At 65.9% G+C, this 23255-nt stretch carries 21 protein-coding genes; 18 read left to right on the top strand and 3 right to left on the bottom strand.

Annotated elements, in window-relative coordinates; all coding sequences use genetic code 11:
- The 17 genes from HL666_RS34025 to lpxB form a co-directional block, all read left to right on the top strand.
- Nucleotides 1-213: hypothetical protein (locus tag HL666_RS34025; RefSeq protein WP_210262231.1), on the top strand; the 213-nt coding region annotated here is incomplete at its 5' end.
- 52 nt (nucleotides 214-265) lie between these two features.
- Entirely contained in the window at nucleotides 266-1609 is a 1344-nt protein-coding gene (locus HL666_RS28320) for a S1 family peptidase (RefSeq protein ID WP_172184787.1), read from the top strand.
- The gene (locus HL666_RS28315) at nucleotides 1606-2568 is read left to right on the top strand and encodes an FHA domain-containing protein (protein WP_172184785.1); all 963 of its coding nucleotides are present in this window, start codon (nucleotides 1606-1608) and stop codon (nucleotides 2566-2568) included. Before HL666_RS28320 ends, HL666_RS28315 begins: the two co-directional genes overlap by 4 nt.
- A gap of 469 nt (nucleotides 2569-3037) precedes the next feature.
- Nucleotides 3038-4027 carry a 30S ribosomal protein S2 gene (locus HL666_RS28310; RefSeq protein ID WP_172109565.1) on the top strand — a complete coding sequence of 330 codons (990 nt, stop codon included), beginning with the start codon at nucleotides 3038-3040 and terminating at the stop codon, nucleotides 4025-4027.
- A gap of 129 nt (nucleotides 4028-4156) precedes the next feature.
- The gene (gene tsf, locus HL666_RS28305; RefSeq protein WP_172184783.1) at nucleotides 4157-5080 is read left to right on the top strand and encodes a translation elongation factor Ts; all 924 of its coding nucleotides are present in this window, start codon (nucleotides 4157-4159) and stop codon (nucleotides 5078-5080) included.
- Nucleotides 5081-5154: 74 nt separating this feature from the next.
- On the top strand, nucleotides 5155-5871 hold the full coding sequence (gene pyrH / locus HL666_RS28300; protein ID WP_172184781.1) for a UMP kinase: 717 nt from the start codon (nucleotides 5155-5157) through the stop codon (nucleotides 5869-5871).
- Between the two features lie 162 nt (nucleotides 5872-6033).
- Entirely contained in the window at nucleotides 6034-6597 is a 564-nt protein-coding gene (gene frr / locus HL666_RS28295) for a ribosome recycling factor (RefSeq protein ID WP_172109562.1), read from the top strand.
- 12 nt (nucleotides 6598-6609) lie between these two features.
- Complete coding sequence (locus HL666_RS28290; protein ID WP_172109561.1) at nucleotides 6610-7368, top strand: isoprenyl transferase; 759 nt, start codon at nucleotides 6610-6612, stop codon at nucleotides 7366-7368.
- A complete protein-coding gene (locus HL666_RS28285) occupies nucleotides 7365-8252 on the top strand; it encodes a phosphatidate cytidylyltransferase (protein WP_172184779.1) in 888 nt (295 codons plus the stop codon). Before HL666_RS28290 ends, HL666_RS28285 begins: the two co-directional genes overlap by 4 nt.
- 37 nt (nucleotides 8253-8289) lie before the next feature.
- Nucleotides 8290-9513: a 1-deoxy-D-xylulose-5-phosphate reductoisomerase gene (gene dxr, locus HL666_RS28280; RefSeq protein ID WP_172184777.1), complete on the top strand. Its 1224-nt coding sequence runs from the start codon at nucleotides 8290-8292 to the stop codon at nucleotides 9511-9513.
- Between the two features lie 40 nt (nucleotides 9514-9553).
- Complete coding sequence (gene rseP / locus HL666_RS28275; RefSeq protein ID WP_172132641.1) at nucleotides 9554-10705, top strand: RIP metalloprotease RseP; 1152 nt, start codon at nucleotides 9554-9556, stop codon at nucleotides 10703-10705.
- Nucleotides 10706-10877: 172 nt separating this feature from the next.
- Nucleotides 10878-13421 carry an outer membrane protein assembly factor BamA gene (bamA, locus tag HL666_RS28270; RefSeq protein ID WP_172109557.1) on the top strand — a complete coding sequence of 848 codons (2544 nt, stop codon included), beginning with the start codon at nucleotides 10878-10880 and terminating at the stop codon, nucleotides 13419-13421.
- Between the two features lie 132 nt (nucleotides 13422-13553).
- Nucleotides 13554-14621 carry a UDP-3-O-(3-hydroxymyristoyl)glucosamine N-acyltransferase gene (gene lpxD / locus HL666_RS28265; RefSeq protein WP_172184776.1) on the top strand — a complete coding sequence of 356 codons (1068 nt, stop codon included), beginning with the start codon at nucleotides 13554-13556 and terminating at the stop codon, nucleotides 14619-14621.
- Nucleotides 14621-15079 carry a 3-hydroxyacyl-ACP dehydratase FabZ gene (gene fabZ, locus HL666_RS28260; RefSeq protein ID WP_172184774.1) on the top strand — a complete coding sequence of 153 codons (459 nt, stop codon included), beginning with the start codon at nucleotides 14621-14623 and terminating at the stop codon, nucleotides 15077-15079. Before lpxD ends, fabZ begins: the two co-directional genes overlap by 1 nt.
- Nucleotides 15080-15109: 30 nt before the next feature.
- Nucleotides 15110-15922, top strand: coding sequence for an acyl-ACP--UDP-N-acetylglucosamine O-acyltransferase (gene lpxA / locus HL666_RS28255; protein WP_172184773.1), 813 nt, complete (start codon nucleotides 15110-15112; stop codon nucleotides 15920-15922).
- 5 nt (nucleotides 15923-15927) lie between these two features.
- The gene (locus HL666_RS28250) at nucleotides 15928-16785 is read left to right on the top strand and encodes an LpxI family protein (protein WP_172184772.1); all 858 of its coding nucleotides are present in this window, start codon (nucleotides 15928-15930) and stop codon (nucleotides 16783-16785) included.
- The gene (gene lpxB, locus HL666_RS28245; RefSeq protein WP_172184771.1) at nucleotides 16782-17975 is read left to right on the top strand and encodes a lipid-A-disaccharide synthase; all 1194 of its coding nucleotides are present in this window, start codon (nucleotides 16782-16784) and stop codon (nucleotides 17973-17975) included. Before HL666_RS28250 ends, lpxB begins: the two co-directional genes overlap by 4 nt.
- Before the next feature lie 92 nt (nucleotides 17976-18067).
- Here lpxB and gltA read toward each other — a convergent pair whose 3' ends face one another.
- Both gltA and gltX read right to left on the bottom strand, forming a co-directional pair.
- The gene (gltA, locus tag HL666_RS28240) at nucleotides 18068-19372 is read right to left on the bottom strand and encodes a citrate synthase (RefSeq protein WP_172184770.1); all 1305 of its coding nucleotides are present in this window, start codon (nucleotides 19370-19372) and stop codon (nucleotides 18068-18070) included.
- 315 nt (nucleotides 19373-19687) lie between these two features.
- A complete protein-coding gene (gltX, locus tag HL666_RS28235) occupies nucleotides 19688-21112 on the bottom strand; it encodes a glutamate--tRNA ligase (protein ID WP_172184769.1) in 1425 nt (474 codons plus the stop codon).
- A 137-nt stretch (nucleotides 21113-21249) separates the two neighbouring features.
- On the opposite strand from gltX, the gene HL666_RS28230 reads away from it, so the two are divergent.
- Nucleotides 21250-22938, top strand: coding sequence for a glutamine--tRNA ligase/YqeY domain fusion protein (locus HL666_RS28230; RefSeq protein ID WP_172184768.1), 1689 nt, complete (start codon nucleotides 21250-21252; stop codon nucleotides 22936-22938).
- Nucleotides 22939-22962: 24 nt separating this feature from the next.
- Here HL666_RS28230 and HL666_RS28225 read toward each other — a convergent pair whose 3' ends face one another.
- Nucleotides 22963-23175 (bottom strand): hypothetical protein, encoded by a 213-nt coding sequence (locus tag HL666_RS28225; RefSeq protein ID WP_172109548.1) that lies wholly within the window; start codon nucleotides 23173-23175, stop codon nucleotides 22963-22965.
- Nucleotides 23176-23255 lie beyond the last annotated feature (80 nt).

Here is a 23255-nt window from a genome sequence, read left to right as displayed (position 1 = left end):
GCCGCCGATGGCAGCGGTGGCCCGGCCGCCGCCGCCGCCGCCGCCGATGATGGCCCGCCCCGCGCCTCCGCCGCCGCGCCCGGCGCCGCCGCCGCAGGCGGCCGGCAAGAGGTGTCCTCCGAACGTTCCGCATTGCTGAGCCCCGCGCCGCCGCGGCGGCGCGGCGGTTGCAACGCGATCGTGTTTTCGATATTGGCCGAACCGCCGGACTGATCGATCGTGGGCGCAGGACGTCGGCGGCCGACGACGTGTTGCGGGGGCCACAGTGATCACAGCGTTTGTTCGGACCTTGCGGGCGTTGCTGTGGCGAAGCGCGTTGGTGGCCGCGCTTTGCAGTCTCGGCATGTCGAGCATCTCGTCACCGGTCGCGGCCCAGGGGCTGCCCGGCGCCGACACCGTCTACGCGTCAGCGCCGCCGCGCCTCCTGCAGATCCGGACCCTCGTGGCGGACGCGGGGCGGCAGACGTCGACCGGCTCGGGCTTCCTGGTGTCGGCCGACGGACTGGCGATCACGAACTATCACGTCGTCTCCGACGCGGCGCTCGAGCCGAAGACCTATCGGCTGGAATATACGGGCGCCGACGGCACGCAAGGCGCGGTGACGCTGCTCGCCGTCGATCTTCCCAATGATCTCGCGCTGGTTCGCGTCGACAAGCAGGACGCGCCGTTCTTTGCGTTCGACAAGGCCGCGCTCGACGGCAGCGTGCCCAAGGGCGAGCGGCTGTACTCGCTCGGCAATCCGCTCGACCTCGGCTTCACCATCATCGAAGGCACTTATAACGGCCTGGTCGAGCACAGCTACAACGACCACATCCACTTCACCGGCGCGCTCAATCCGGGCATGAGCGGTGGCCCGGCGGTCAATGCGCAGGGGCAGGTGGTCGGCGTCAACGTCGCGACCCGCCGCGGCGGCCAGCTGATCAGCTTTCTGGTGCCGGCCCGGTTCGCCGCCGCGCTGCTCGCACGCGGCCGGGATGCCAAGCCCGCAGCGGGCGATCTGCGCAAGGACGTGAGCGCGCAGCTCGCGAACTGGCGCGGCGCGCTCTACAAATCGCTCGGCGACGAAGGCTTTCGCGATCGCGTGTTCGGCTCCTACCAGGCGCCGGAAACGCGGGCGGTGTGGTTCGAATGCTGGGCCAGCACCAACGCCAGCGCATCGCCGAAGCCGCGCGCCAGCATCAATGCGACCAGCTGCAAGGCGGAGGCGAGCGTTTATGTCGCCTCCGATCTCAACACCGGCGTGGTCGAAGTCAGTCATTCCTACGCGAAGTCGATCGACCTCAATCAATTCCAGTTCGCCACCGTGCTGACGCAGCTGGCGCAGCCGCGGCTGACGATGGGCGGCTCGTTCCGCAAGTGGTATACGCCGCAGCGTTGCCATGAGGATTTCGTCGGCCTCGCACCGGCGGCCGAGCATCCGCCCCTGCGCGTGATGTGGTGTGCGCAAGGCTATCGCGAGTTCGACCTCTATGACGTCGTGCTGGTCGCGGTGACGCAGGACCGCGCCGACGAGGCGCTCGTCTCGCGGCTCAATCTGCAGGCGGTCGCCTATGACGACGCGTTGCGGCTCGGCAAGAGCTTCCTCGAACGGCTGCAGGTCGCCCGATGATCTGGATCGAGATCCTGTCCAAGCATCGCGACGTCGCCGGCCGCTTCCGCGTCGACGCGGCCGAGATCAGCATCGGCCGCGGCTACGACAATCACGTCATTCTCGACGATCCCTATGTCGCCGCGCGCCACGTCCGCATCTTCCGTGACGAGGAGGGGCGCCTCGTCGCCGAAGATCTCGGCAGCGCCAACGGCCTCTATCTCGGCCGCAGCAAGAGCCGCAAGCCGCAGCTGGTGCTCGACGGCAGCGAGCCGATCCGGATCGGCCAGACCCTGCTGCGGGTGCGCGACGCCGGTCATGCCGTGGAGCCGGAGCGCCTTGCGGGATCCGAGCGTGGCGCGCTCCCGATCGTCGCCGCGATCGTGCTCGGTGCCGCTCTGGTTGCCCTCAATGCGATCCTGGTCTGGTTTGCGCAAACTTCGGAGCCGCATCTGTCCGACTATCTCGTGCCGACCCTGACCTTGATCGGTGTCGTGGTGGCGTGGGTCGGCGTCTGGGCGCTGCTGGCGCGGCTTTTTTCCGGACGCTCGCATTTTCTCCGGCATCTGCTGATCGCCCAGGCCGGCCTGGCAGTGTTCTTCCTCTACAGCGAGCTCGCGCAGATCGCCTCGTTCGCGCTGACCTGGACGACCGTCTTTACCTACGGCTACGTCGTGTCCTGGGTCGTGTTCGCGGCCATCTGCTTCCTTCATCTGCGTGAGGTCGGGCGCACCCACATGATCGCCAAGGGCATCGTCGTGGGCGTGCTGCTCGTGGTCGCAATCGCGGTGCAGAGCCTGCAGCGATCGGAGGCGTTCACGAACTCGGGCAGGCCCAATATCAGCCACGTGCTGATGCCGCCGTCGCTGCGCCTGGTCCCGCTCCGAACCGAGCAGACGTTCATGGATGATGTCGCTGGGCTGAAGGCCCGGCTCGATGCCGACCGCGCCGAGCTGAAGCCGGCCAGCGTGGAGCGCTGAGCACAGTTCCACCGTCGTTGCTGCCGGAGACTGAAAGTTCCCGCGCTGCCGTCATCGCCTCGGCTCCGGGGATTTAGGGGGATCGGCTCAGGCGTTCCTGGTATCAGGGTGCGTCGTAAGCACCTAATCCGCGGTGGTCTCGTGCAAGATCGGGCCGCACGGCTGGACAGGCGTGCGTGGTCTTGTTCAGCGAGAAAGGCTCTTGCGGGATCAGGACCTGCAAGCAGGCCATCGACAGGGGCCGGTCGACCTCTATCCGCTGGACGAAGCTGGCGTCGGAATCGCTCTCGCCGGGGTGCTCCAGACGGAATAGGGGCCTATTTTCCTTGCGTTGCGCCAAAATCCGGCTATATAGCGCGCCATCTCACACGGAAACTTGGCTCTCCTAGAGGGCGTCCGGTGGCAAGCCGGGCCATGACGGCCCGTTTTTGCTCACGCGTTTCCGGAGGAATCAACCGGAGAATATCCAATGGCGTTGCCTGAATTCACGATGCGCCAGCTGCTCGAAGCTGGCGTTCACTTTGGTCACCAGTCTCACCGCTGGAATCCGAAAATGGCCGATTTCATTTTCGGAGCCCGCAACAACATCCACATCATCGACCTCGCCCAGACCGTGCCGCTGCTGCACACGGCGCTGCAGGCGGTGAGCGACACGGTTGCCAAGGGCGGCCGCATCCTGTTCGTCGGCACCAAGCGCCAGGCGCAGGACAACGTCGCCGATGCGGCCAAGCGCTGCGCGCAGTACTTCGTCAATTCGCGCTGGCTCGGCGGCACGCTGACCAACTGGAAGACGATCTCGGCGTCGATCAAGCGCCTGCGTCACCTCGATGAGGTGCTGTCCTCGGGCGAGGCCAACTCCTACACCAAGAAGGAGCGCCTGACCCTGCAGCGCGAGCGCGACAAGCTCGACCGCTCGCTCGGCGGCATCAAGGACATGGGCGGTCTGCCCGACATGATCTTCGTGATCGACACCAACAAGGAAGACATCGCGATCCAGGAGGCCCAGCGCCTCAACATCCCGGTCGCCGCGATCGTCGACACCAATTGCGATCCGAAGGGCATCACCTATGTGGTCCCGGGCAATGACGACGCCGGCCGCGCCATCTCGCTGTATTGCGACCTGATCGCCCGCGCCGCCATCGACGGCATCTCGCGCGCCCAGGGCGAGCTCGGCATCGACGTCGGCGCCTCCGCGGCTCCGCTGGAGGAAGACCTTCCGGCGGCGTCCACCTCGACGTTCCAGGGTCTGCCGGGTCCGCGTGGCACCGCCGACGATCTCAAGAAGCTCACCGGCGTGTCGGGTGCCATCGAGAAGAAGCTGAACGACCTCGGCATCTTCCACTACTGGCAGCTCGCCGAGCTCAACCACGACACGGCGCACCAGATCGGTGAAGAAGTCGGTCTGCCGAGCCGGGCCGACGCCTGGGTTGCCCAGGCCAAGTCGCTCGCCGACGCCTAAGACGACACGACAAGAAACTGGCCGGCGTCGCACGCCGGCCATCGCGACTGAGATAGGTATTTCCTGGCAGCGGACGGCGATGAGCCATCCGCTGCGTCGCGCTTTGGACAGGCAAAAGGACGTTCAACGATGGCTAATATCACCGCAGCGATGGTGAAGGACCTGCGCGAGTCGACCGGCGCGGGCATGATGGATTGCAAGGCCGCGCTCACCGAGAACGGCGGCGACATGCAGGCCGCGCAGGACTGGCTGCGCAAGAAGGGCCTGTCGAAGGCCGCCAAGAAGGCCGGCCGCGTCGCGGCCGAGGGTCTGATCGGCGCGCTGACCTCGGGCAAGAAGGGCGTGGTCGTCGAGGTCAACTCGGAGACCGACTTCGTCGCGCGCAACGAGCACTTCCAGGGCCTGGTCAAGATGATCGCCCAGGTCGCGCTCGACGTCGGCGCCGACGTCGAGAAGATCAAGGCCGCCAAGGTCGGCAGCATCACGGTCGAGGCCGCGATTGCCGATTCGATCGCGACCATCGGTGAGAACCAGACGCTGCGTCGTGCGGCTTCGCTCGAAGTGAGCCAAGGCGTGGTGTCGAGCTACGTGCATGGCGCCGTCATCGAGGGCGCCGGCAAGCTCGGCGTGATCGTCGCGCTGGAATCGTCCGGTAAGGCCGACGAGCTCGCCGTGCTCGGCCGTCAGCTCGCGATGCATGTCGCCGCGGCCAACCCGCAGGCGATCGATGCCGCCGGTCTCGATCCTGAGCTCGTCAAGCGCGAGAAGGACGTGCTCGCCGACAAGTATCGTCAGCAGGGCAAGCCGGAAAACGTGATCGAGAAGATCGTCGAGTCCGGTCTGAAGACCTACTACAAGGAAGTCACCCTGCTCGAGCAGGCCTTCATCCATGACAGCGGCAAGTCGGTCGCGCAGGCGCTGAAGGAGGCCGAAGGCAAGGTCGGCGGTCCGATCAAGGTGGCCGGTTTCGTCCGCTTTGCGCTCGGTGAGGGCATCGAGAAGGAAGAGACCGACTTCGCCGCCGAAGTCGCCGCCGCCAGCGGCAAGAAGTAACGACTGAGAACGGTCACGATCCGGCGCGGCCTTCGCGCCGGATCTCAACGCGCGGGATAGGGACATATTGGCATATGGCTGAGCCGGTCTATCGTCGCGTCGTGGTCAAGCTGTCGGGCGAGTATCTCGCCGGCCCGCATTCCCATGGTATCGACCAGCCGACCGTCGATCGGATCGCCGACGACCTGATCGCCGCCCAGAAGCTCGGAATCGAAATCGCCGTCGTCGTCGGCGGCGGCAACATGGTGCGCGGCGTCGAAGTGTCGTCGCAAGGCGTGTCCCGCGGGACCGGCGACACCATGGGCATGCTGGCGACGGTCATGAACTGCCTCGCCTTGGAGGCCGCGATCCAGCGCAAGGGCAGCCCGGCGCTGGCACTGTCCGCCTTCGTGATGCCGGAGGTATGCGAGCTGTTCACCCGCGCTGCGGCGCACAAGGCGCTCGCCGAAGGGCGCATCGTGGTGCTCGGCGGTGGCACCGGCAACCCCTATTTCACGACCGACACCACCGCCGTGCTGCGGGCCGCCGAGATCGGCGCCCAGGCCGTGCTGAAGGCGACCAATGTCGACGGCGTCTACAGCGCCGATCCCAAGAAGGATCCGGCCGCCAAGCGCTTCGACCGGCTGACCCATTCCCAGGCCATCGAAGGCGGCTACAAGGTCATGGACGCGACCGCCTTCGCCCTTGCCCGGGAAACCTCGCTGCCTATCATTGTGTTCTCCATTGCCGAACCCGGCGCGATCGGCGCGATGCTGCAGGGCAAAGGGCGCGGCACCATCGTCGCGGGGTGATCCGCTGCACCGTCGGCGGCCGGTGTTGGACCGGCTCCGTGCCTGCGGTAGAAGCGTAAGCGACACAGGAATTCGTCCGGGAGCAGTCGAGTCCAGCCGATGGCCTTTCAAGGCGCGGCCGAACCGGCTGAAGGGCCCGGGGTTGCAGGAAAGGAAAGCGTGATGACCACGGGCAATTTCGATCTCAACGACCTGAAGCGCCGCATGCAGGGCGCAACCCAGGCGCTGAAGCACGAGCTCGGCGGCCTGCGCACCGGCCGTGCCTCGGCGTCGATGGTCGAGCCGGTCCAGGTCGAGGCCTATGGCTCGCACATGCCGCTCAACCAGCTCGCGACCGTCTCCGTGCCCGAGCCGCGCCTGCTGTCGGTGCAGGTCTGGGACCGCAGCATGGTCAAGGCCGTCGAGAAGGCGATCGTCGATTCCAATCTCGGCCTGTCGCCGGCGACCGAGGGGCAGGTGATCCGGCTGCGCATTCCCGAGCTCAACCAGGAGCGGCGCAAGGAGCTGGTCAAGGTCGCGCACAAATATGCGGAAGCTGCCCGTGTCGCCGTCCGCCACGTCCGCCGCGACGGGCTCGACACCCTCAAGAAGCTCGAGAAGAATCACGAGATGTCCGAGGACGACCAGGAGCGCCTCGCCGGCGACGTGCAGAAGGCGACCGACAGCGTGATCTCGGAGATCGACCAGCTGCTGGCGGCAAAGGAAAAGGAAATCCTCACCGTCTGAAGGATGCGCCTGATGTCCAAAGCCGCGGCCCCCGTGACGGAGGCGCCGGACCGGTCCGACGGACCGGCGCATGTTGCCATCATCATGGATGGCAACGGCCGCTGGGCTGCGGCGCGCGGCCTGCCGCGCGCGGAAGGGCATCGCCGCGGTGTCGAGGCGCTGCGCCGCGTGGTGCGGGCCTCGCATGAGCTCGGCATCCGCTATCTCACGATCTTCTCGTTCTCGTCGGAGAACTGGTCGCGGCCCGCCAGCGAGATCGGCGACCTGTTCGGCCTGTTGCGCCGCTTCATCCGCAACGATCTCGCCACCCTGCATCGCGATGGCGTTCGCGTCAGGGTGATCGGCGAGCGCGACGGGCTCGAGCCCGACATCTGCGCGCTCCTCAGCGAGGCCGAGGAGCTGACCCGGGGCAACACCAAGCTGACGCTGGTGGTGGCCTTCAACTACGGCTCGCGCCAGGAGATCGCACGCGCGGCGCAGCGTCTGGCGCGCGAGGTCGCCGAGGGCCGGCGCGATCCGGCCTCGATCGATGCCGACGCCATCGGCGCTCATCTCGATGCGCCCGACATTCCCGATCCCGATCTCATCATCCGCACCAGCGGCGAGCAGCGGCTGTCGAACTTCCTGATGTGGCAGGCGGCCTATAGCGAGCTGGTGTTCGTCTCCGTCCATTGGCCGGACTTCGACAAGGCTGCGCTGGAGGGCGCGATCGCCGAGTTCGGCCGGCGTGAACGCCGCTTCGGCGGCCTCGTGGCGAAAACCGCCTCGTGAGCAAACCGGACACCGCAGCCGTGGGAGATGCCGCCAACACCGCGCAGCGCGACGCCGCCGTGCCGCCGAAGAAGTCTGCGCCCAGCAATCTCGTGATGCGGATCGCGGCGGCGCTGGTGCTGGTGCCGTTGGCGCTCGGCGCGGCCTATGCCGGCGGCATGTTCTGGACCGCATTGGTCACGGTCGTCGCGGTCGGCCTGTATCTCGAATGGCTCATGGTGGTCGGCGAGGCTCGCACGGCCTCCGTCGGCACGGCCGGCGCGCTCGCCGTCGCCGTTGCCGGCATCTGCTGCGCGTTCGGCCTGATCGACGTTGCCATGGTCGTGCTCGCGCTCGGGCTGGTCGCCGTCACGGCTCTCGCTGCGGGCCGTCGCGCCTGGGTCGCGGCCGGGTTCGTCTATGCCTGCGCCGCCGAGCTCGCTTCGGTGCTCGTGCGGTTCGATACCACCGAAGGCTGGCGTGCTCTGGTGCTGGTGTTTCTCGTCGTGTGGGCGAGCGACATCGGCGGCTATGTCGCCGGACGCAGCATCGGCGGCCCCAAGCTTGCGCCCCGCGTGAGCCCGAACAAGACCTGGGCCGGCGCGATCGGCGGCTTCGCGGCCAGCCTCGCTGCGGCCGCCGGCTGGTCGCTGGCCGGCGCCGGCGGACTGGTGGCGTTGCTTGCGATGGCCGCGGTGCTGTCGGTGGTGTCGCAGCTCGGCGATCTCGGCGAGTCCGCCGTGAAGCGCCGGTTCGGCGTCAAGGACTCCAGTCACATCATTCCCGGCCATGGCGGCCTACTGGACCGCCTGGACGGCTATGTCGCCGCGATCGTGTTCGCGGCATTCGTGGGTTTGCTGCGCGGCGGTCTCGACGGCGTCGGCCGCGGTCTTCTGGTTTGGTGACCGGCGCGACTCGCCGGTCGAGATTTTTGGTGGAAACATGAGCGCAGTGCCATTGCGGAACAACAAGGCCGGTCTGGCGGAGGTGCGCAGCATCACCGTGCTCGGCGCCACCGGCTCGATCGGCGATTCGACCATGGATCTCCTGCGCGGCGCGCCGGAGCGCTATCGGGTCGAGGCGCTGACCGGCAACAGCAACGTCGAGGGTCTGGCCAAGCTCGCCCGCGAGTTCAATCCGCGCTTCGTGGCCGTCGCCGATCCCGCCCGGCTCTGCGAGCTGCGCGAGGCGCTGGCCGGCACCGGCATCGAGTGCGGGGCAGGCGAGAGCGCCATCATCGAGGCCGGCGCGCGTCCCGCCGACTGGGTCATGGCCGCGGTGTCCGGTGCCGCCGGCCTCAAGCCGGCGCTCGCCGCGGTCGACCGCGGCGCGACGGTCGCGCTCGCCAACAAGGAATGCCTGGTCTGCGCCGGCGATTTCTTCATGCAGCGCGCCGCCCAGGCGAATGCCTGCATCCTGCCGGCCGATTCGGAGCACAATGCGCTGTTCCAGGCGCTGTCCTCGGGCAATCGCGAGGAACTGGTGCGGGTCATCATCACCGCTTCGGGCGGGCCGTTCCGCACCTGGGCGGCCACTGACATCGAGCAGGCGACCTTGGCGCAGGCGCTCAAGCATCCGAACTGGAGCATGGGCCAAAAGATCACGATCGATTCGGCGTCGATGATGAACAAGGGCCTCGAGGTGATCGAGGCGTCCTACCTGTTCGCGCTGGCGCCGGACGAAATCGACGTGCTGGTGCACCCGCAATCGATCGTTCACGGCATGGTCGAATTTTCCGACCGCTCGGTCGTGGCCCAGCTCGGCGCGCCCGATATGAGGATCCCGATCGCGCATTGCCTCGGCTGGCCGGAGCGCATCAAGGGGCCGTCGGCCCGGCTCGACCTCGCCAAGATCGGCACCTTGACGTTCGAGGCGCCGGACTTCGCCCGGTTCCCGGGGCTGCGGCTGGCCTACGATTCGCTGCGGACCGGCCGCGGCGCCACGACGGTGTTCAATGCCGCGAACGAGGTCGCGGTCGCGGCCTTCATCGCCGGACAGATCCGATTCGGTGCGATTGCTCGGCTGGTGGAGGCGACGCTCGAGGATTGGACCCGGTCGGGTAATCAGGCACCTCTTGGTTCGGCGGACGATGCCATCGCCATTGACCATGATGCGCGAAAAAGGGCCGCGAGCCTCTTGCCTCAAATCGCCGCAAAAGCATCTTAGAGGGTTGGATAGGCCTTCGGGCCTGCGGGAAGGGAATCGGATGACCGAGTTTTTCCACCATATTTTCAACACGTTGAGCGGCGGCCTTCTCGCCTACATCATCCCGTTTTTGTTCGTGCTGACGATCGTGGTGTTCTTCCACGAGCTCGGCCATTTCCTGGTCGCGCGTTGGGCCGGCGTGAAGGTCCTAACGTTTTCGCTCGGATTTGGTCCTGAGTTGATCGGTTTCAACGACCGCCACAACACCCGCTGGAAGATCTCGGCGATCCCGCTCGGCGGCTATGTGAAGTTCTTCGGCGACGAATCGGAGGCCTCGACGCCGTCATCCGAGGCGATCGCCAAGATGAGCCCCGAGGAGCGCGCCGGCAGCTTCCACCACAAGACCGTCGGTCAGCGCGCCGCGATCGTCGCGGCCGGCCCGATCGCCAATTTCATCCTCGCCGTGATCATTTTCGCCGGCATGGCGCTCTATTACGGCAAGCCCAACACGACCCCGCGGGTCGATGCGGTGCAGCCGGACAGCGTCGCGGCGGCCGCCGGCTTCAAGACGGGTGACGTCATCGCCGCCATCGACGGCCGGGCGATCGAGACGTTCGGCGACATGCAGCGGATCGTGTCGGTGAATGCCGGAACCGAGCTGACCTTCCTGATCAAGCGCGATGGCTCCGAGATCACCTTGAAGGCCACGCCCGCCCTGCAGGAGCGCAAGGATTCGTTCGGGAACAGTCATCGAATCGGCGTGCTGGGCATCCAGTACAACGCCAAGCCGGATGAATCACGGTCGGTCCCGGTCGGCTTCTTCGAATCGATCAAGTTCGGCGTCGAGCAGGTCTGGTTCATCATCGGCACAACCTTCAAGTTCATCGCATCGCTGCTCTCGGGAACCGGCAATGCCGGCGAGCTCGGCGGAACGATTCGGATCGCCCAGCTGTCCGGACAGGCGGCGAGCCTCGGATTCCAGGTTCTGGTGAACTGGTGCGCCATGATCTCCGTCTCCATCGGGCTCCTGAACCTGTTCCCGGTTCCGCTGCTCGATGGTGGACACCTGCTGTTTTACGGGGTGGAGGCGGTTCGCGGCCGCCCCCTGTCCGAGCGGGCGCAGGAGATGGGGTTCCGAATCGGCCTGGGCCTCATCCTCATGCTCCTGGTCTTCACGACCTATAACGATATCCTTCACATCGCGGGGTCCTGACGGCGTCTCTTTTCCGACGTGGCCGATAGGCAACGTTTTGAAACGAATTTGAAAATTCGGAGATATCCGGCGTTTGCCGTCGGGGCCAAATTGGCTACAAGCGAACGACAAATGGGAATCTGTCGGTTTGGTAGGGGTACCGAACCGGCCTCGGAATAAGGGCGCGTAGCGCATGAAGTTCGGATTGCGGGTGCGGGGGGGCTTGGCGGCCGCCTTTATCATGATCGCCGGATCGGCAGCTTTGCCGCTGGCGGGCGTGGTGGTTTCGTCGCCAGCTGCGGCTCAGACGGTCAACTCGATCGAAGTGGTGGGCAATCGCCGCGTCGAGCTGGAGACGATCCGCTCGTACTTCAAGCCGGGTCCTGGCGGCACGCTGGATGCGGGCCGGGTCGACGATGGCCTGAAGGCCCTGATCGAGACTGGCCTGTTTTCGGACGTGAGGATCAACCGCCAGGGTGGCCGGCTGATCGTGACCGTCGTCGAGAATCCGGTGATCGGACGCGTTGCCTTCGAGGGCAACAAGAAGGTCAAGGACGAGCAGCTCCAGGCCGAGGTCCAGTCGAAGCCGCGTGGCACCCTGTCGCGGCCGATGGTGCAGTCCGACGCCCAGCGCATCTCCGAGATCTACCGCCGCTCGGGCCGATATGACGTGCGCGTCACGCCGGAAATGATCGAGCAGCCGAACAACCGCGTCGACCTGATCTTCACGATCGAGGAGGGCGCAAAGACCGGCGTGAAGTCGATCGAGTTCGTCGGCAATAGCGCGTTCTCGTCCTATCGCCTCAAGGACGTCATCAAGACCCGCGAGACCAACCTGCTGAGCTTCCTCGGCTCGGGTGACGTCTACGATCCGGATCGCGTCGAGGCCGACCGCGACCTCATTCGCCGCTTCTACCTGAAGAACGGCTATGCAGACGTGCAGGTGGTGGCCGCGCTCAGCGAGTACGACCCTGAGCGCAAGGGCTTCATGGTGACCTTCAAGATCGAGGAAGGTCAGCAATACCGGGTCGGTTCGGTCGACTTCCAGTCGACGATCGCGACGCTCGACCCCAACTCGCTGCGCGGCTACTCGCGCGTCAGCGTCGGCTCGCTGTACAACGTCGAGAACATCGAGAAGTCGGTCGAGGAGATGCAGATCGAGGCCTCGCGGCGAGGCTACGCCTTCGCGGTGGTCCGTCCGCGCGGTGATCGCAACTTCGAGGCTCACACCGTGTCGGTGGTGTTCGCCGTCGACGAGGGCCCGCGCACCTATATCGAGCGCATCAACATCCGCGGCAACACCCGCACCCGCGACTACGTCATTCGCCGCGAGTTCGATATCTCCGAGGGCGACGCCTATAACCGCGCCCTGGTCGACCGTGCCGAGCGGCGCCTGAAGAATCTCGACTTCTTCAAGGACGTGAAGATTTCGACCGAGCCTGGCTCGTCGAGCGACCGCGTCATCCTGGTCGTGAACCTCGAAGAGAAGTCCACCGGCGACTTCTCGATCTCGGGCGGCTACTCGACCACCGACGGTGCGCTGGCCGAGGTCTCGATCTCCGAGCGCAACTTCCTCGGCCGCGGCCTGTTCGCCAAGGCCTCGGTGACCTACGGCCAGTTTGCCCGCGGCTACTCGCTGTCCTTCGTCGAGCCGTACCTGCTCGACTACCGGGTCGCGCTGGGGCTCGACCTCTATCAGCGCCAGCAGCTCGCCAACAACTTCATCTCCTACGGCACCAAGACGCTCGGCTTCAGCCCGCGCCTCGGCTTCCAGCTGCGTGAAGATCTGTCGCTGCAGCTGCGCTACTCGATCTACCGTCAGGAGATCACGCTGCCGGCGACGCTGCGGGATTGCGACAATCGCCAGCTCGTGAATGGTCTGCCGAACCCTGCCTTCGTCCCGACGCCGGCGTTCATCAACGGCAATCTCGGCGGCGTCGATCCGACCGGCAACAACGGCCTGGGCTGCTTCGCCAACGGCGAGGCGTCGCTGCCGGTCCGTCAGGAGCTGGCGAACGGTGCGACGCTGACCTCGGCGCTCGGCTACACGCTGAACTACAACACGCTCGACAACAACAAGAACCCGACCGAAGGCCTCCTGGTCGACTTCAAGCAGGACTTCGCGGGCGTTGGCGGCGACGTGTCCTATCTGAAGACCGCTTTCGACGCGAAGTACTTCACCCCGCTGGTGTCGGACATCGTCAGCATCGTCCACCTCCAGGGCGGCATCCTGAACAAGATCGGCAACAACCAGCTGCGCATGCTCGATCACTTCCAGATGGGTCCGAACCTGGTTCGCGGCTTCGCTCCGAACGGCATTGGTCCGCGTGACATCAATCCCTTCGGCACCCAGGATGCGCTGGGTGGCACCAAGTACTGGGGCGCTTCGCTCGAACTGCAGATGCCGTTCTGGTTCCTGCCCAAGGAGACTGGTCTGAAGGGCGCGGTCTACGCCGACGCTGGCGGCCTGTGGGGCTATCAGGGCCCGACGTCCTGGGCTCAGACCGGCGAGGTCAACGTGGCCGGCTGTCAGGCGCCGACGCGCAACCCGAACAACGCCGGCACCTGCCTTGGCCTGCAGTTCAACGACCAGAACACGGTCCGGACCTCGGTCGGTGTGGGTCTGGTGTGGGCGTCGCCGTTCGGTCCGCTGCGCTTCGACTACGCGATCCCGCTCACCAAGGGCCAGTTCGACCGGACGCAGGAGTTCCGGTTCGGTGGTGGCACCAGCTTCTAAGGCTGCCGCCAGGGGCAAATCCGGGTTGGCCTGAGCCCACCCGGACGGTGTAAGAGATGGGAGCTCGGTTCCGGGAGATCGGAGCCGGGCTCTGACTTTTTGCGAAGACGCTTTCCCCGAGAGTACAACGGAATGGCTCAGCCGACCTTCTTCCAATCCCCCCCGCGGACGACGCTGGCGGCGATCGCTACGGCCGCCAAGGCCACGCTGGTCGATCCGTCGCGCGGAGACCAGGTGATCAAGGGATTGGCGTCGCTCGACGAAGCCGGTCCGATGCACTTGGCGTTCTTCGACAATCTCAAATACGCGGACCAGCTCGCCGCGACGAAGGCCGGGGCCTGCCTGGTCAGCCCGCGTTTCGAAGCGCGCGTGCCGCCGCATGTGGCTGTGCTCCGCGCCAATCAGCCATTCCGCGCCTTCGTGCAGCTCGCCCGCGAGATGCATGCCGACGCGCTGCGGCCGCAGTCCTGGTTCGGCTGTGACGGCATCTCGCCCCAGGCGATCATCGATCCGACCGCGCGGCTGGAGGACGACGTCATCGTCGAGCCGCTGGCCGTGATTGGCGCTCATGCCGAGATCGGCTCGGGCACCATTGTCGGTGCGGGCGCCGTCATCGGCCCGCACGTCAAGATCGGCCGCGACTGCAATGTTGGCGCCCGGACCGTGATCCAGTGCGCGCTGATCGGCAACGACGTGCTGATTCACCCCGGCTGCAGCATCGGCCAGGACGGCTACGGCTTCATCTTCTTCGGAGCAGACGGGCACACCAAGGTGCCGCAGACCGGCCGGGTACTGATCCAGAATCACGTCGAGGTCGGCGCCGGCACTACCATCGATCGCGGCAGCCTGCGCGACACGGTGATCGGCGAGGGCACCAAAATCGACAACCAGGTTCAGATCGGCCACAATGTCACGATCGGCCGGCATTGCCTGCTGGCGGCCCAGATCGGGCTGGCAGGAAGCCTCACGATCGGCGACAACGTCGCGCTCGGGGCGAAGGTCGGCATCAACAATCACCTGACGATCGGCGATGGCGCACAGGTGACCGCGATGAGCGGCGTCAAGGACGACATCCCGCCGAACGGCCGGTGGGGGGGCTTCTTCGCCAAGCCGACCAAGCAGTGGTTCCGCGAGATCGTCGCCGTGGAACGGCTGGTGCGTGATCAGACCGCGACGAAAAAGGACGAAGGACAGGAGTGATGGAGGAGTCACCCATCAGGTTTGCGGACATCGATATCAACGAGATTCTGAAGACGCTGCCGCACCGTAACCCGTTTCTCCTGATCGACCGCGTGAAGAACATCCGCGCCGACTACAGCGGCATCGGCGTCAAGAACGTCTCTTTCAACGAGCCGTGCTTCCAGGGGCATTTCCCGGAGCGGCCGGTCTATCCGGGCGTGCTGATGATCGAGGGCATGGCGCAAACTGCGGGCGTGATCGGCATCAAATCGGTCGAAGGCACGGAAAAGCCGCGCGCGGTGTATTTCCTCACCATCGACAAGTGCAAATTCCGCAAGCCGGTGCTGCCGGGCCAGACCATCGAGTACCACATGCGCTCGATCGGCCGGCGCAAGACGATGTGGTGGTTCCACGGCGATGCCAAGGTCGATGGCACGGTCGTTGCCGAGGCCGATGTCGGCGCGATGCTGACTGACTGACCTGCGCCGAAAAGAGTTGGTTGCGTTGAAATGAGCAAGATTGATCCCACCGCGCGTGTCGAGGACGGCGCTGTCATCGGCGATGGCACCGTTATCGGGCCGTACTGCATCATCGGCCCCAACGTCGTGATCGGCGCCAATTGCAGGCTGATCAGCCACGTCCAGATCATGGGCCACACCACGCTCGGCGACGACAACGTGATCTCGCCCTTCGTCGTGCTCGGCGGTGCGCCGCAGGATCTCAGCTATCGCGGCGAGCCGCACCGGCTCGAGATCGGCTCCGGCAACACCTTCCGCGAAGGCGTGACGATGAACATCGGCACTACCAAGGGCGGTGGCCTGACCACGATCGGCAATGCCGGGTTCTTCATGAACAATGCGCATGTCGCCCATGACTGCGTGGTCGGCAACAACGTGATCTTCGCGACCTCGGCGACGCTCGGGGGCCATGTCGAGGTCGGTGATGCCGTCTACATCGGCGGGCTCTCCGCCGTGCATCAGTTCACCCGCATCGGCCATGGCGTGATGGTCGGCGGCGTCTGCGGCGTGCGCGGCGACATCATCCCGTATGGTCTCGTCAACGGCCAGTACGCCGCGCTCGAAGGCCTCAACGTCATCGGCATGAAGCGCCGCAAGTTCACCCGCGAGCGCCTCGCCACCGTCCGCGCCTTCTATCAGAAGCTGTTCCATGGCCCCGGCGTGTTCGCCGATCGTCTGGCTGAAGTGCGGTCGATGGCCGGCGACGACCCGGCGATCGCCGAGATCCTCGCCTTCATCGAGGGCGGCCGCCACCGCGCGCTGTGTCTGCCGGAGATCGGCAGATCCGCGCCCGCGGAGATCTGACGGTCATGGGCGGGCCGGCCAGCGAGACCACGGCGCCCGTCGGCCTGATTGCCGCCGGTGGCGTGCTGCCCTTCGCGGTCGCCGACGCCATCGTCGCGCGCGGCCAGACGCCGGTGCTGTTCGCCCTCAAGGGCATCTGCGATCCCAAGCCGCTGGCGCGCTTCCGCCACCACTGGATCGGCCTCGGCCAGCTCGGCAACGCCTTGAAGCTGCTGAAAGCGGAAGGCGTCCGCGACCTGATGTTCATCGGCAATCTCGTGCGCCCCGCGGTGTCCGAGATCCGCTTCGACTGGGGCACGCTGCGCGAGCTGCCTTATATCTGGTCGGCGTTTCGTGGCGGCGATGATCATCTGCTGTCGGGCGTCGGGCGCATCTTCGAGCGCCATGGCTTCCACATGATCGGCGTCAAGGACGTCGCCCCCAATCTGCTCGTGCCAGAAGGGCATCTGACGCGAAGCCGGCCGAACGATCTGGTCGCCGGCGATATCGCCAAGGGCCTCGCCGTGCTCAGGGCGATGGCGCCGTTCGACGTGGGGCAGGCGGTGGTCGTGATCGACGGTCACGTCGTCGCGCTGGAGGATATCGAGGGCACTGACGGGCTGCTGGCCCGCGTGGCGCGGCTGCGCGCCGATCGCCGCATTCGCTCTGCAGTCGGGCGGGGCGTGCTGGTGAAGGCGCCGAAGGCCGGGCAGGATCTCCGCTACGACCTGCCGACCATCGGCCCGCGCACCGTCGAAGGTCTGTCGAACGCAGGCCTTGCCGGCGTCGCGGTCGCCAGCGCCCATACGCTGCTGGCCGATCCGCAGGAGACGGTCACGGCCGCCGATCGCGCCGGCGTGTTCATCACGGGTGTCACTGCGTGACGGCGCGGCCGCCGGCCGGGCCGGCCATCCGCAGGATCTGTCTGGTCGCCACCGAAGAGTCCGGCGATCGCCTCGGCGCCAGGCTGATGAAGGTGCTACGCCAGCGCCTCGGCGATGGCGTCGAATTCACCGGCGTCGGCGGCCGCGACATGACGCGAGAGGGACTCGTCTCGCTGTTCCCGATCGAGGAGCTGTCGATCGTCGGCTTCACCGCCGTGCTGAAGCAGTTGCCGAAGATCCTGCGCCTGATCCGTGGCACGGTCGATGCGATCGTTGCAGCACAGCCGGACGTGCTCGTCATCATCGACAGCCCCGATTTCACCCAGCGCGTCGCCAAGCGGGTGCACGCCCGCGATGGCGCGATTCCGATCGTGAACTACGTCGCGCCCACGGTCTGGGCCTGGCGTCCCGGCCGTGCCAGGGCGATGCGCGGCTATGTCGATCACGTGCTGGGCCTGTTGCCGTTCGAGCCCGACGCGTTTCGCAGGCTCGGTGGGCCGCCCTGCACCTATGTCGGCCACCCTCTGATCGAGCAGTTGTCCACGCTGCGCCCGAGCACGGCAGAGCAGGCACGGCGCGATGCCAGGCCGCCGGTGCTGCTGGTGCTGCCCGGCAGCCGGCGCAGCGAGGTTGCGCGCCACATCGCCGTGTTCGGCGAGACCCTGGCGCGGCTGCAGGCGCAGAACATTCCGTTCGAGGCGGTGGTGCCGACGACGCCGCATCTCGAAGCCGCCGTCAGGGCCGGGGTGGCGCACTGGCCGGTCGCGCCGGTCATCGTGACCGGCGAGGCGGAGAAGCGCAGCGCCTTCAGGCGCGCCCATGCAGCGCTCGCGAAATCGGGAACGGTCACGCTGGAGCTCGCGCTCTCCGGCGTGCCCATGGTGACCGCCTATCGCGTTGGCGAGGTCGAAGCCTTCATCCTCAGACGTATCGTCAACGTGCAATCCGTGATCCTTGCCAACCTCGTGATCGGCGAGAACGTGATTCCGGAATTCCTGCAGGAAGCCTGCACGGCGGACAATCTCGCGCCCGTGCTCGTCGACCTTCTCGGCAATGGCCCGATCCGCGCGCGCCAGGTCGAAGCGTTCAATCGGCTGGACGGCATCATGGCTACGGGCGCTGCCTCGCCGAGCGTGCGCGCCGCTGACATCGTCCTGGCCACGATGCGCGGGGGACGGCAGGGGCCGTAGCGCACGATCGAGGCCGGCCCCCTTCACCGCAAAGAAAAAGGCCCGTCCAGGATGCTGGACGGGCCTACCAGAGATGAGTTCACTTGTCGCGATCAGCCGCGCTTGTCCATGTCGACGTAGTTCCGCGTCGCGACGCCGGTGTAGAGCTGGCGCGGACGGCCGATCTTCTGCTGCGGGTCCTCGATCATCTCGCTCCACTGGCTGATCCAGCCGACGGTGCGGGCGACCGCGAACAGCACGGTGAACATCGACACCGGGAAGCCCATCGCCTTCAGGGTGATGCCCGAATAGAAGTCGACGTTCGGATACAGCTTGCGATCGATGAAGTACTGATCGCTGAGCGCGATCTTCTCGAGCTCCATCGCGACCTTGAGCATCTGATCGTCGGCGTGGCCCGTCTCCTTGAGCACCGCGTGACACATCTTCTGCATGATCTTGGCGCGCGGGTCGTAGTTCTTGTAGACGCGATGGCCGAAGCCCATCAGGCGTACGTCGCTGTTCTTGTCCTTCACCTTGGCGATGAAGTCCGGAATCTTGTCCACGGTGCCGATCTCGGCCAGCATGTTCAGCGCCGCCTCGTTGGCGCCGCCATGCGCCGGGCCCCACAGGCAGGCGATGCCGGCGGCGATGCAGGCGAACGGGTTGGCGCCCGAGGAGCCGGCGATGCGCACCGTCGAGGTCGAGGCATTCTGCTCGTGGTCGGCGTGCAGGATGAAGATCTTGTCGAGCGCGTCGGCGAGCACCGGGTTCGGCTTGTAGTCCTCGCACGGCACCGCGAAGCACATGTGCAGGAAGTTCTCGGCGAAGGACAGCGAGTTCTTCGGATAAACGAACGGCTGGCCGATGGTGTATTTGTAGGCCATCGCCGCGAGCGTCGGGATCTTCGCGATCATCCGCATCGACGCGATCATGCGCTGCTTCGGATCGTTGATGTCGGTGGAGTCGTGGTAGAACGCGGCGAGCGCGCCGACCGAGGCCACCATGACGGCCATCGGATGCGCGTCACGGCGGAAGCCGTGGAAGAAGCGCGACATCTGCTCGTGCACCATCGTGTGATGGGTCACGCGATAGTCGAAATCCTTCTTCTGAGCGGCGGTCGGGAGCTCCCCGTACAGCAGGAGATAGCAGGTCTCCAGGAAGTCGCCCTTCTCGGCGAGCTGCTCGATCGGATAGCCGCGGTATTCCAGGACGCCGGCGTCGCCGTCGATATAGGTGATCTTGGACTGGCAGCTGCCGGTCGAGGTGAAGCCGGGGTCATAGGTGAACATCCCGGTCTGGGCGTAGAGCTTGCCGATGTCGATGACGTCGGGACCCACGGTGCCGCTCAGGATCGGAAGATCGAAATTCTTGTTGCCGACGGTGAGCGTCGCGGTCTTGCTTGCGGATTTTGCGTCCATCGTTTGTCCCCGATGAGATCGTTAGGCTTGGCCCTTGTTCTTTGTGAGAGATGGCAGGGCGGGTGGACTTTATCTAGTGCGGGCTCTGACTTGCCGTCAGCGTCGTCCGCGGCACTGTTGCCGCGAACATGTTAAGCGAAGGTCAAGTCCGAAACCGCACTGGAATCTTATACTTACTAGTGTCCTTCGGCTTTTACATTCGCAAACGCGCCGGTCGCAACGTGTTACAATCGTCAAAGCCCCGGATACCAATTTGTGCCGCACAACTGCGTATCGTATTGCCCTGTGCGCTGCAAGATGGGGGGAAATGAGACCTTATGCGGTGGCCTGGTCCTTGAGGCGGCCTAAGGATTCATCACGCCCGAGGATGGCCAGAACATCGAAGATGCCGGGCGAGGTGGTCCGTCCGGTGAGCGCCGCGCGCAGCGGCTGGGCCACGGCGCCCAGCTTGAGATTGTTTGTTTCGGCAAACGCACGCAGCGCGGCTTCCGTGGCCGGTCCGCTCCAGCTCTCGACGCCAGCCAGCGCCTCGTGCAGTCGGCCGATCAGCGCGCGGCTGTCCGGCGTCAGCAGGGCCGCGGCCTTGGCGTCGATCGGCAGCGGCCGGTCGGCGAAGATGAAGGCGGCGCCGTCGATCAGCTCCAGCAGCGTCTTGGCGCGCTCCTTCAGGCTCGGCATCGCCTGCGTGAGCTGCGCCCGCGTGGCGTCGTTGAGCTTGGCCTTCAGCGCCACGCCGTTCGGCACGTAGTTCAGCACGTCCTCGAACTGGCGCACCAGCGCGGCGTCGTCGCTGTGACGGATATAGTGGCCGTTGAGATTTTCGAGCTTGGCGAAGTCGAAGCGCGCCGCGGAGCGGCCGATCGCCGGCAGGTCGAACGCCCCGATCATCTCCTCGGTCGAGAAGATCTCCTGGTCGCCATGGCTCCAGCCGAGCCGCACGAGGTAGTTGCGCAGCGCCGACGGCAGATAGCCCATCGCGCGGTAGGCATCGACGCCCAGCGCGCCGTGGCGCTTGGACAGCTTGGAGCCGTCGGGCCCGTGAATCAACGGGATGTGCGACATCGACGGCACCGTCCAGCCCAGCGCATCGTAGATCTGCTTCTGGCGCGCGGCGTTGATCAGATGGTCGTCGCCGCGGATGACGTGGGTGACACCCATGTCATGGTCGTCGACGACCACGGCCAGCATGTAGGTCGGATTGCCATCGCCTCGCAGCAGCACGAGGTCGTCGAGGTTCTCGTTCTGCCAGACCACGCGGCCCTGCACCTGGTCCTCGATCACGGTCTCGCCGGTGAGCGGCGCGCGCAGCCGGATCGTCGGCTTGACGCCTTCGGGCGCCTCCTTCGGATCGCGGTCGCGCCACATGCCGTCGTAGAGCCGGGTGCGGCCTTCGGCGCGGGCCTTCTCGCGCATCGCCGTCAGCTCCTCGGCCGTGGCATAGCAGCGATACGCCATGCCGCTAGCGAGCAGCTGCTCGGCCACCTCGCGATGCCGGGCGGCGCGGCTATATTGGTAGATGACCTCGCCGTCCCAATCGAGCTCGAGCCATTTCAGCCCGTCGAGGATGGCGTCGATTGCCGCCGTCGTCGAGCGCTCGCGGTCGGTGTCCTCGATTCTGAGCAGCATCTTGCCGCCGCGGCCGCGCGCATACAGCCAGTTGAACAGGGCCGTCCGGGCGCCTCCGATATGGAGAAAACCGGTCGGGGAGGGGGCAAAGCGCGTGACGATCGGGGAGGTCATGGGCGGCAGCACGAAATCCAGGCAGGGGCTCAAGAGGGCGGGGGGTGTATAGCAGGCTTACCGCATAACTAAAGCCTTCCTTGGGGGAGGCGGATTTGGCAGATAGGCTGGCAAATTCCGGAGCAGGATATTTCTTGATGACCACGACGACAGACACGGCGACGACGGCAGAGGCAGGGCGCGACTTCATCCGCGACATCGTCCAGGCCGATCTCGACAGCGGCAGGCACAAGACGATCGTGACCCGGTTCCCGCCGGAGCCCAACGGCTACCTGCATATCGGCCATGCCAAGTCGATCGGTCTCAACTTCGGCATCGCCAGGGAGTTCGGCGGCCGCTGCAATCTTCGCTTCGACGACACCAATCCGACCAAGGAAGAGCAGGAATATATCGATTCCATCCAGGCCGACGTGCGCTGGCTCGGCTACGACTGGGGCGACAACCTGTTCTACGCATCGGATTATTTCGAGCGGCTTTACGAGTGGGCGGAGGGCCTGATCAAGGCTGGCCTCGCTTATGTCGACGACCAGACCCAGGAGGAGATCCGGCTGTCGCGCGGCACCTTGACCGAGCCCGGCAAGAACAGCCCGTTCCGCGACCGCTCGGTGGAGGAGAATCTCGACCTGTTCCGGCGCATGAAGGCGGGCGAATTCCCGAACGGCGCGCGCGTGCTGCGCGCCAAGATCGACATGGCCGCCGGCAACATCAATCTGCGCGACCCCGTGCTGTACCGGATCCTGCACGCCCATCACCCGCGCACCGGCGACACCTGGAAGATCTATCCGAGCTACGACTATGCCCACGGCCAGTCGGATGCGATCGAGGGCGTCACGCACTCGATCTGCACGCTGGAATTCGAGGATCACCGGCCGCTGTACGAGTGGTTCCTCGACAAGCTGCCGGTGCCGTCGCATCCGCGCCAGTATGAGTTCGCGCGCCTGAACCTCACCTACACGCTGCTGTCCAAGCGCGTGCTGACGCGGCTGGTGCAGGACGGCCACGTCTCCGGCTGGAACGACCCGCGCATGCCCACGGTCGCGGGCCTGAAGCGGCGCGGCGTGCCGCCGGCGGCGGTGCGCGAATTCATCAAGCGCATCGGCATCGCCAAGGCCAACAGCGTCGTCGACGTCGGCATGCTCGAATTCTGCATCCGCGAGGAGCTGAACCGCACGGCGCAGCGCCGCATGGCGGTGCTGCGTCCGCTGAAGGTGGTCATCGAGAACTATCCGGAAGGCCAGGTCGAGGACCTCGAGGCGATCAACCATCCGGATGATCCCTCAGCCGGCACCCGCAAGATCGCCTTCGGCCGCGAGCTCTATATCGAGCAGGACGACTTCATGGAGAACCCGCCGAAGAAGTTCTTCCGCCTGTCGCCAGGCAACGAGGTGCGGCTGCGCTACGCCTATTTCATCAAGTGCCGCGAGGTGATCAAGAACGACGCGGGCGAGATCGTCGAGCTGCGCTGCACCTACGATCCCGCGACCAAAGGCGGCAACGCGCCGGACGGACGCAAGGTCAAGGCGACGATGCACTGGCTTTCCGCCGCGCAATCTCGTGTCGCCGAGATCCGCATCTACAATCAGCTGTTCGCCAATCCGAGCCCGAACGCGGCCGACTTCACCGCCGACCTCAATCCGAACTCGCTGGAGGTGCTGACCGACGCGCGGATCGAGCCGGCGATCGCCGAGAGCAATTCGGACGAACCGATGCAGTTCGAGCGCCAGGGCTATTTCGTACGCGATCCGGACTCCACGCCCGACAAGCTCGTGTTCAACCGCACGATCGGCCTGCGCGACACCTTCGCAAAGGAAGTCGCGAAGGGGTGAGGCGGCCCGGGCCAACGGATGTGGTCAGTTGATCGCATCCTGCCCGGCCTCGGTCAGCGTCGGCACGCCGTCGCTGACCTCGACGAGGCCGCGCTCGGTCAGCAGCGAGAGGTCGTCGTCGGCGATGGGGGAGAGTGTGAGCCGGTGCGCCTTGATGTCCCGAAGGGTCCAGCGCAGATGGATGGCCTTCTCCAGATCCAGGTCGGAGAAGGGGTCGTCGATATCGTGGGCGTCCATACCCCGATAAGCGCGGGCGGTGCAAAAAGTTCCAGTGCACCGCGCATGTAGAAATCCAGGATTCTCGTTCCGTTCTGCTA

The sequence above is a fragment of the Bradyrhizobium aeschynomenes genome (genome assembly GCF_013178945.1).
Classification (GTDB): Bacteria; Pseudomonadota; Alphaproteobacteria; order Rhizobiales; family Xanthobacteraceae; genus Bradyrhizobium; species Bradyrhizobium aeschynomenes.
This window is presented reverse-complemented; position numbering and strand designations above follow the sequence as displayed.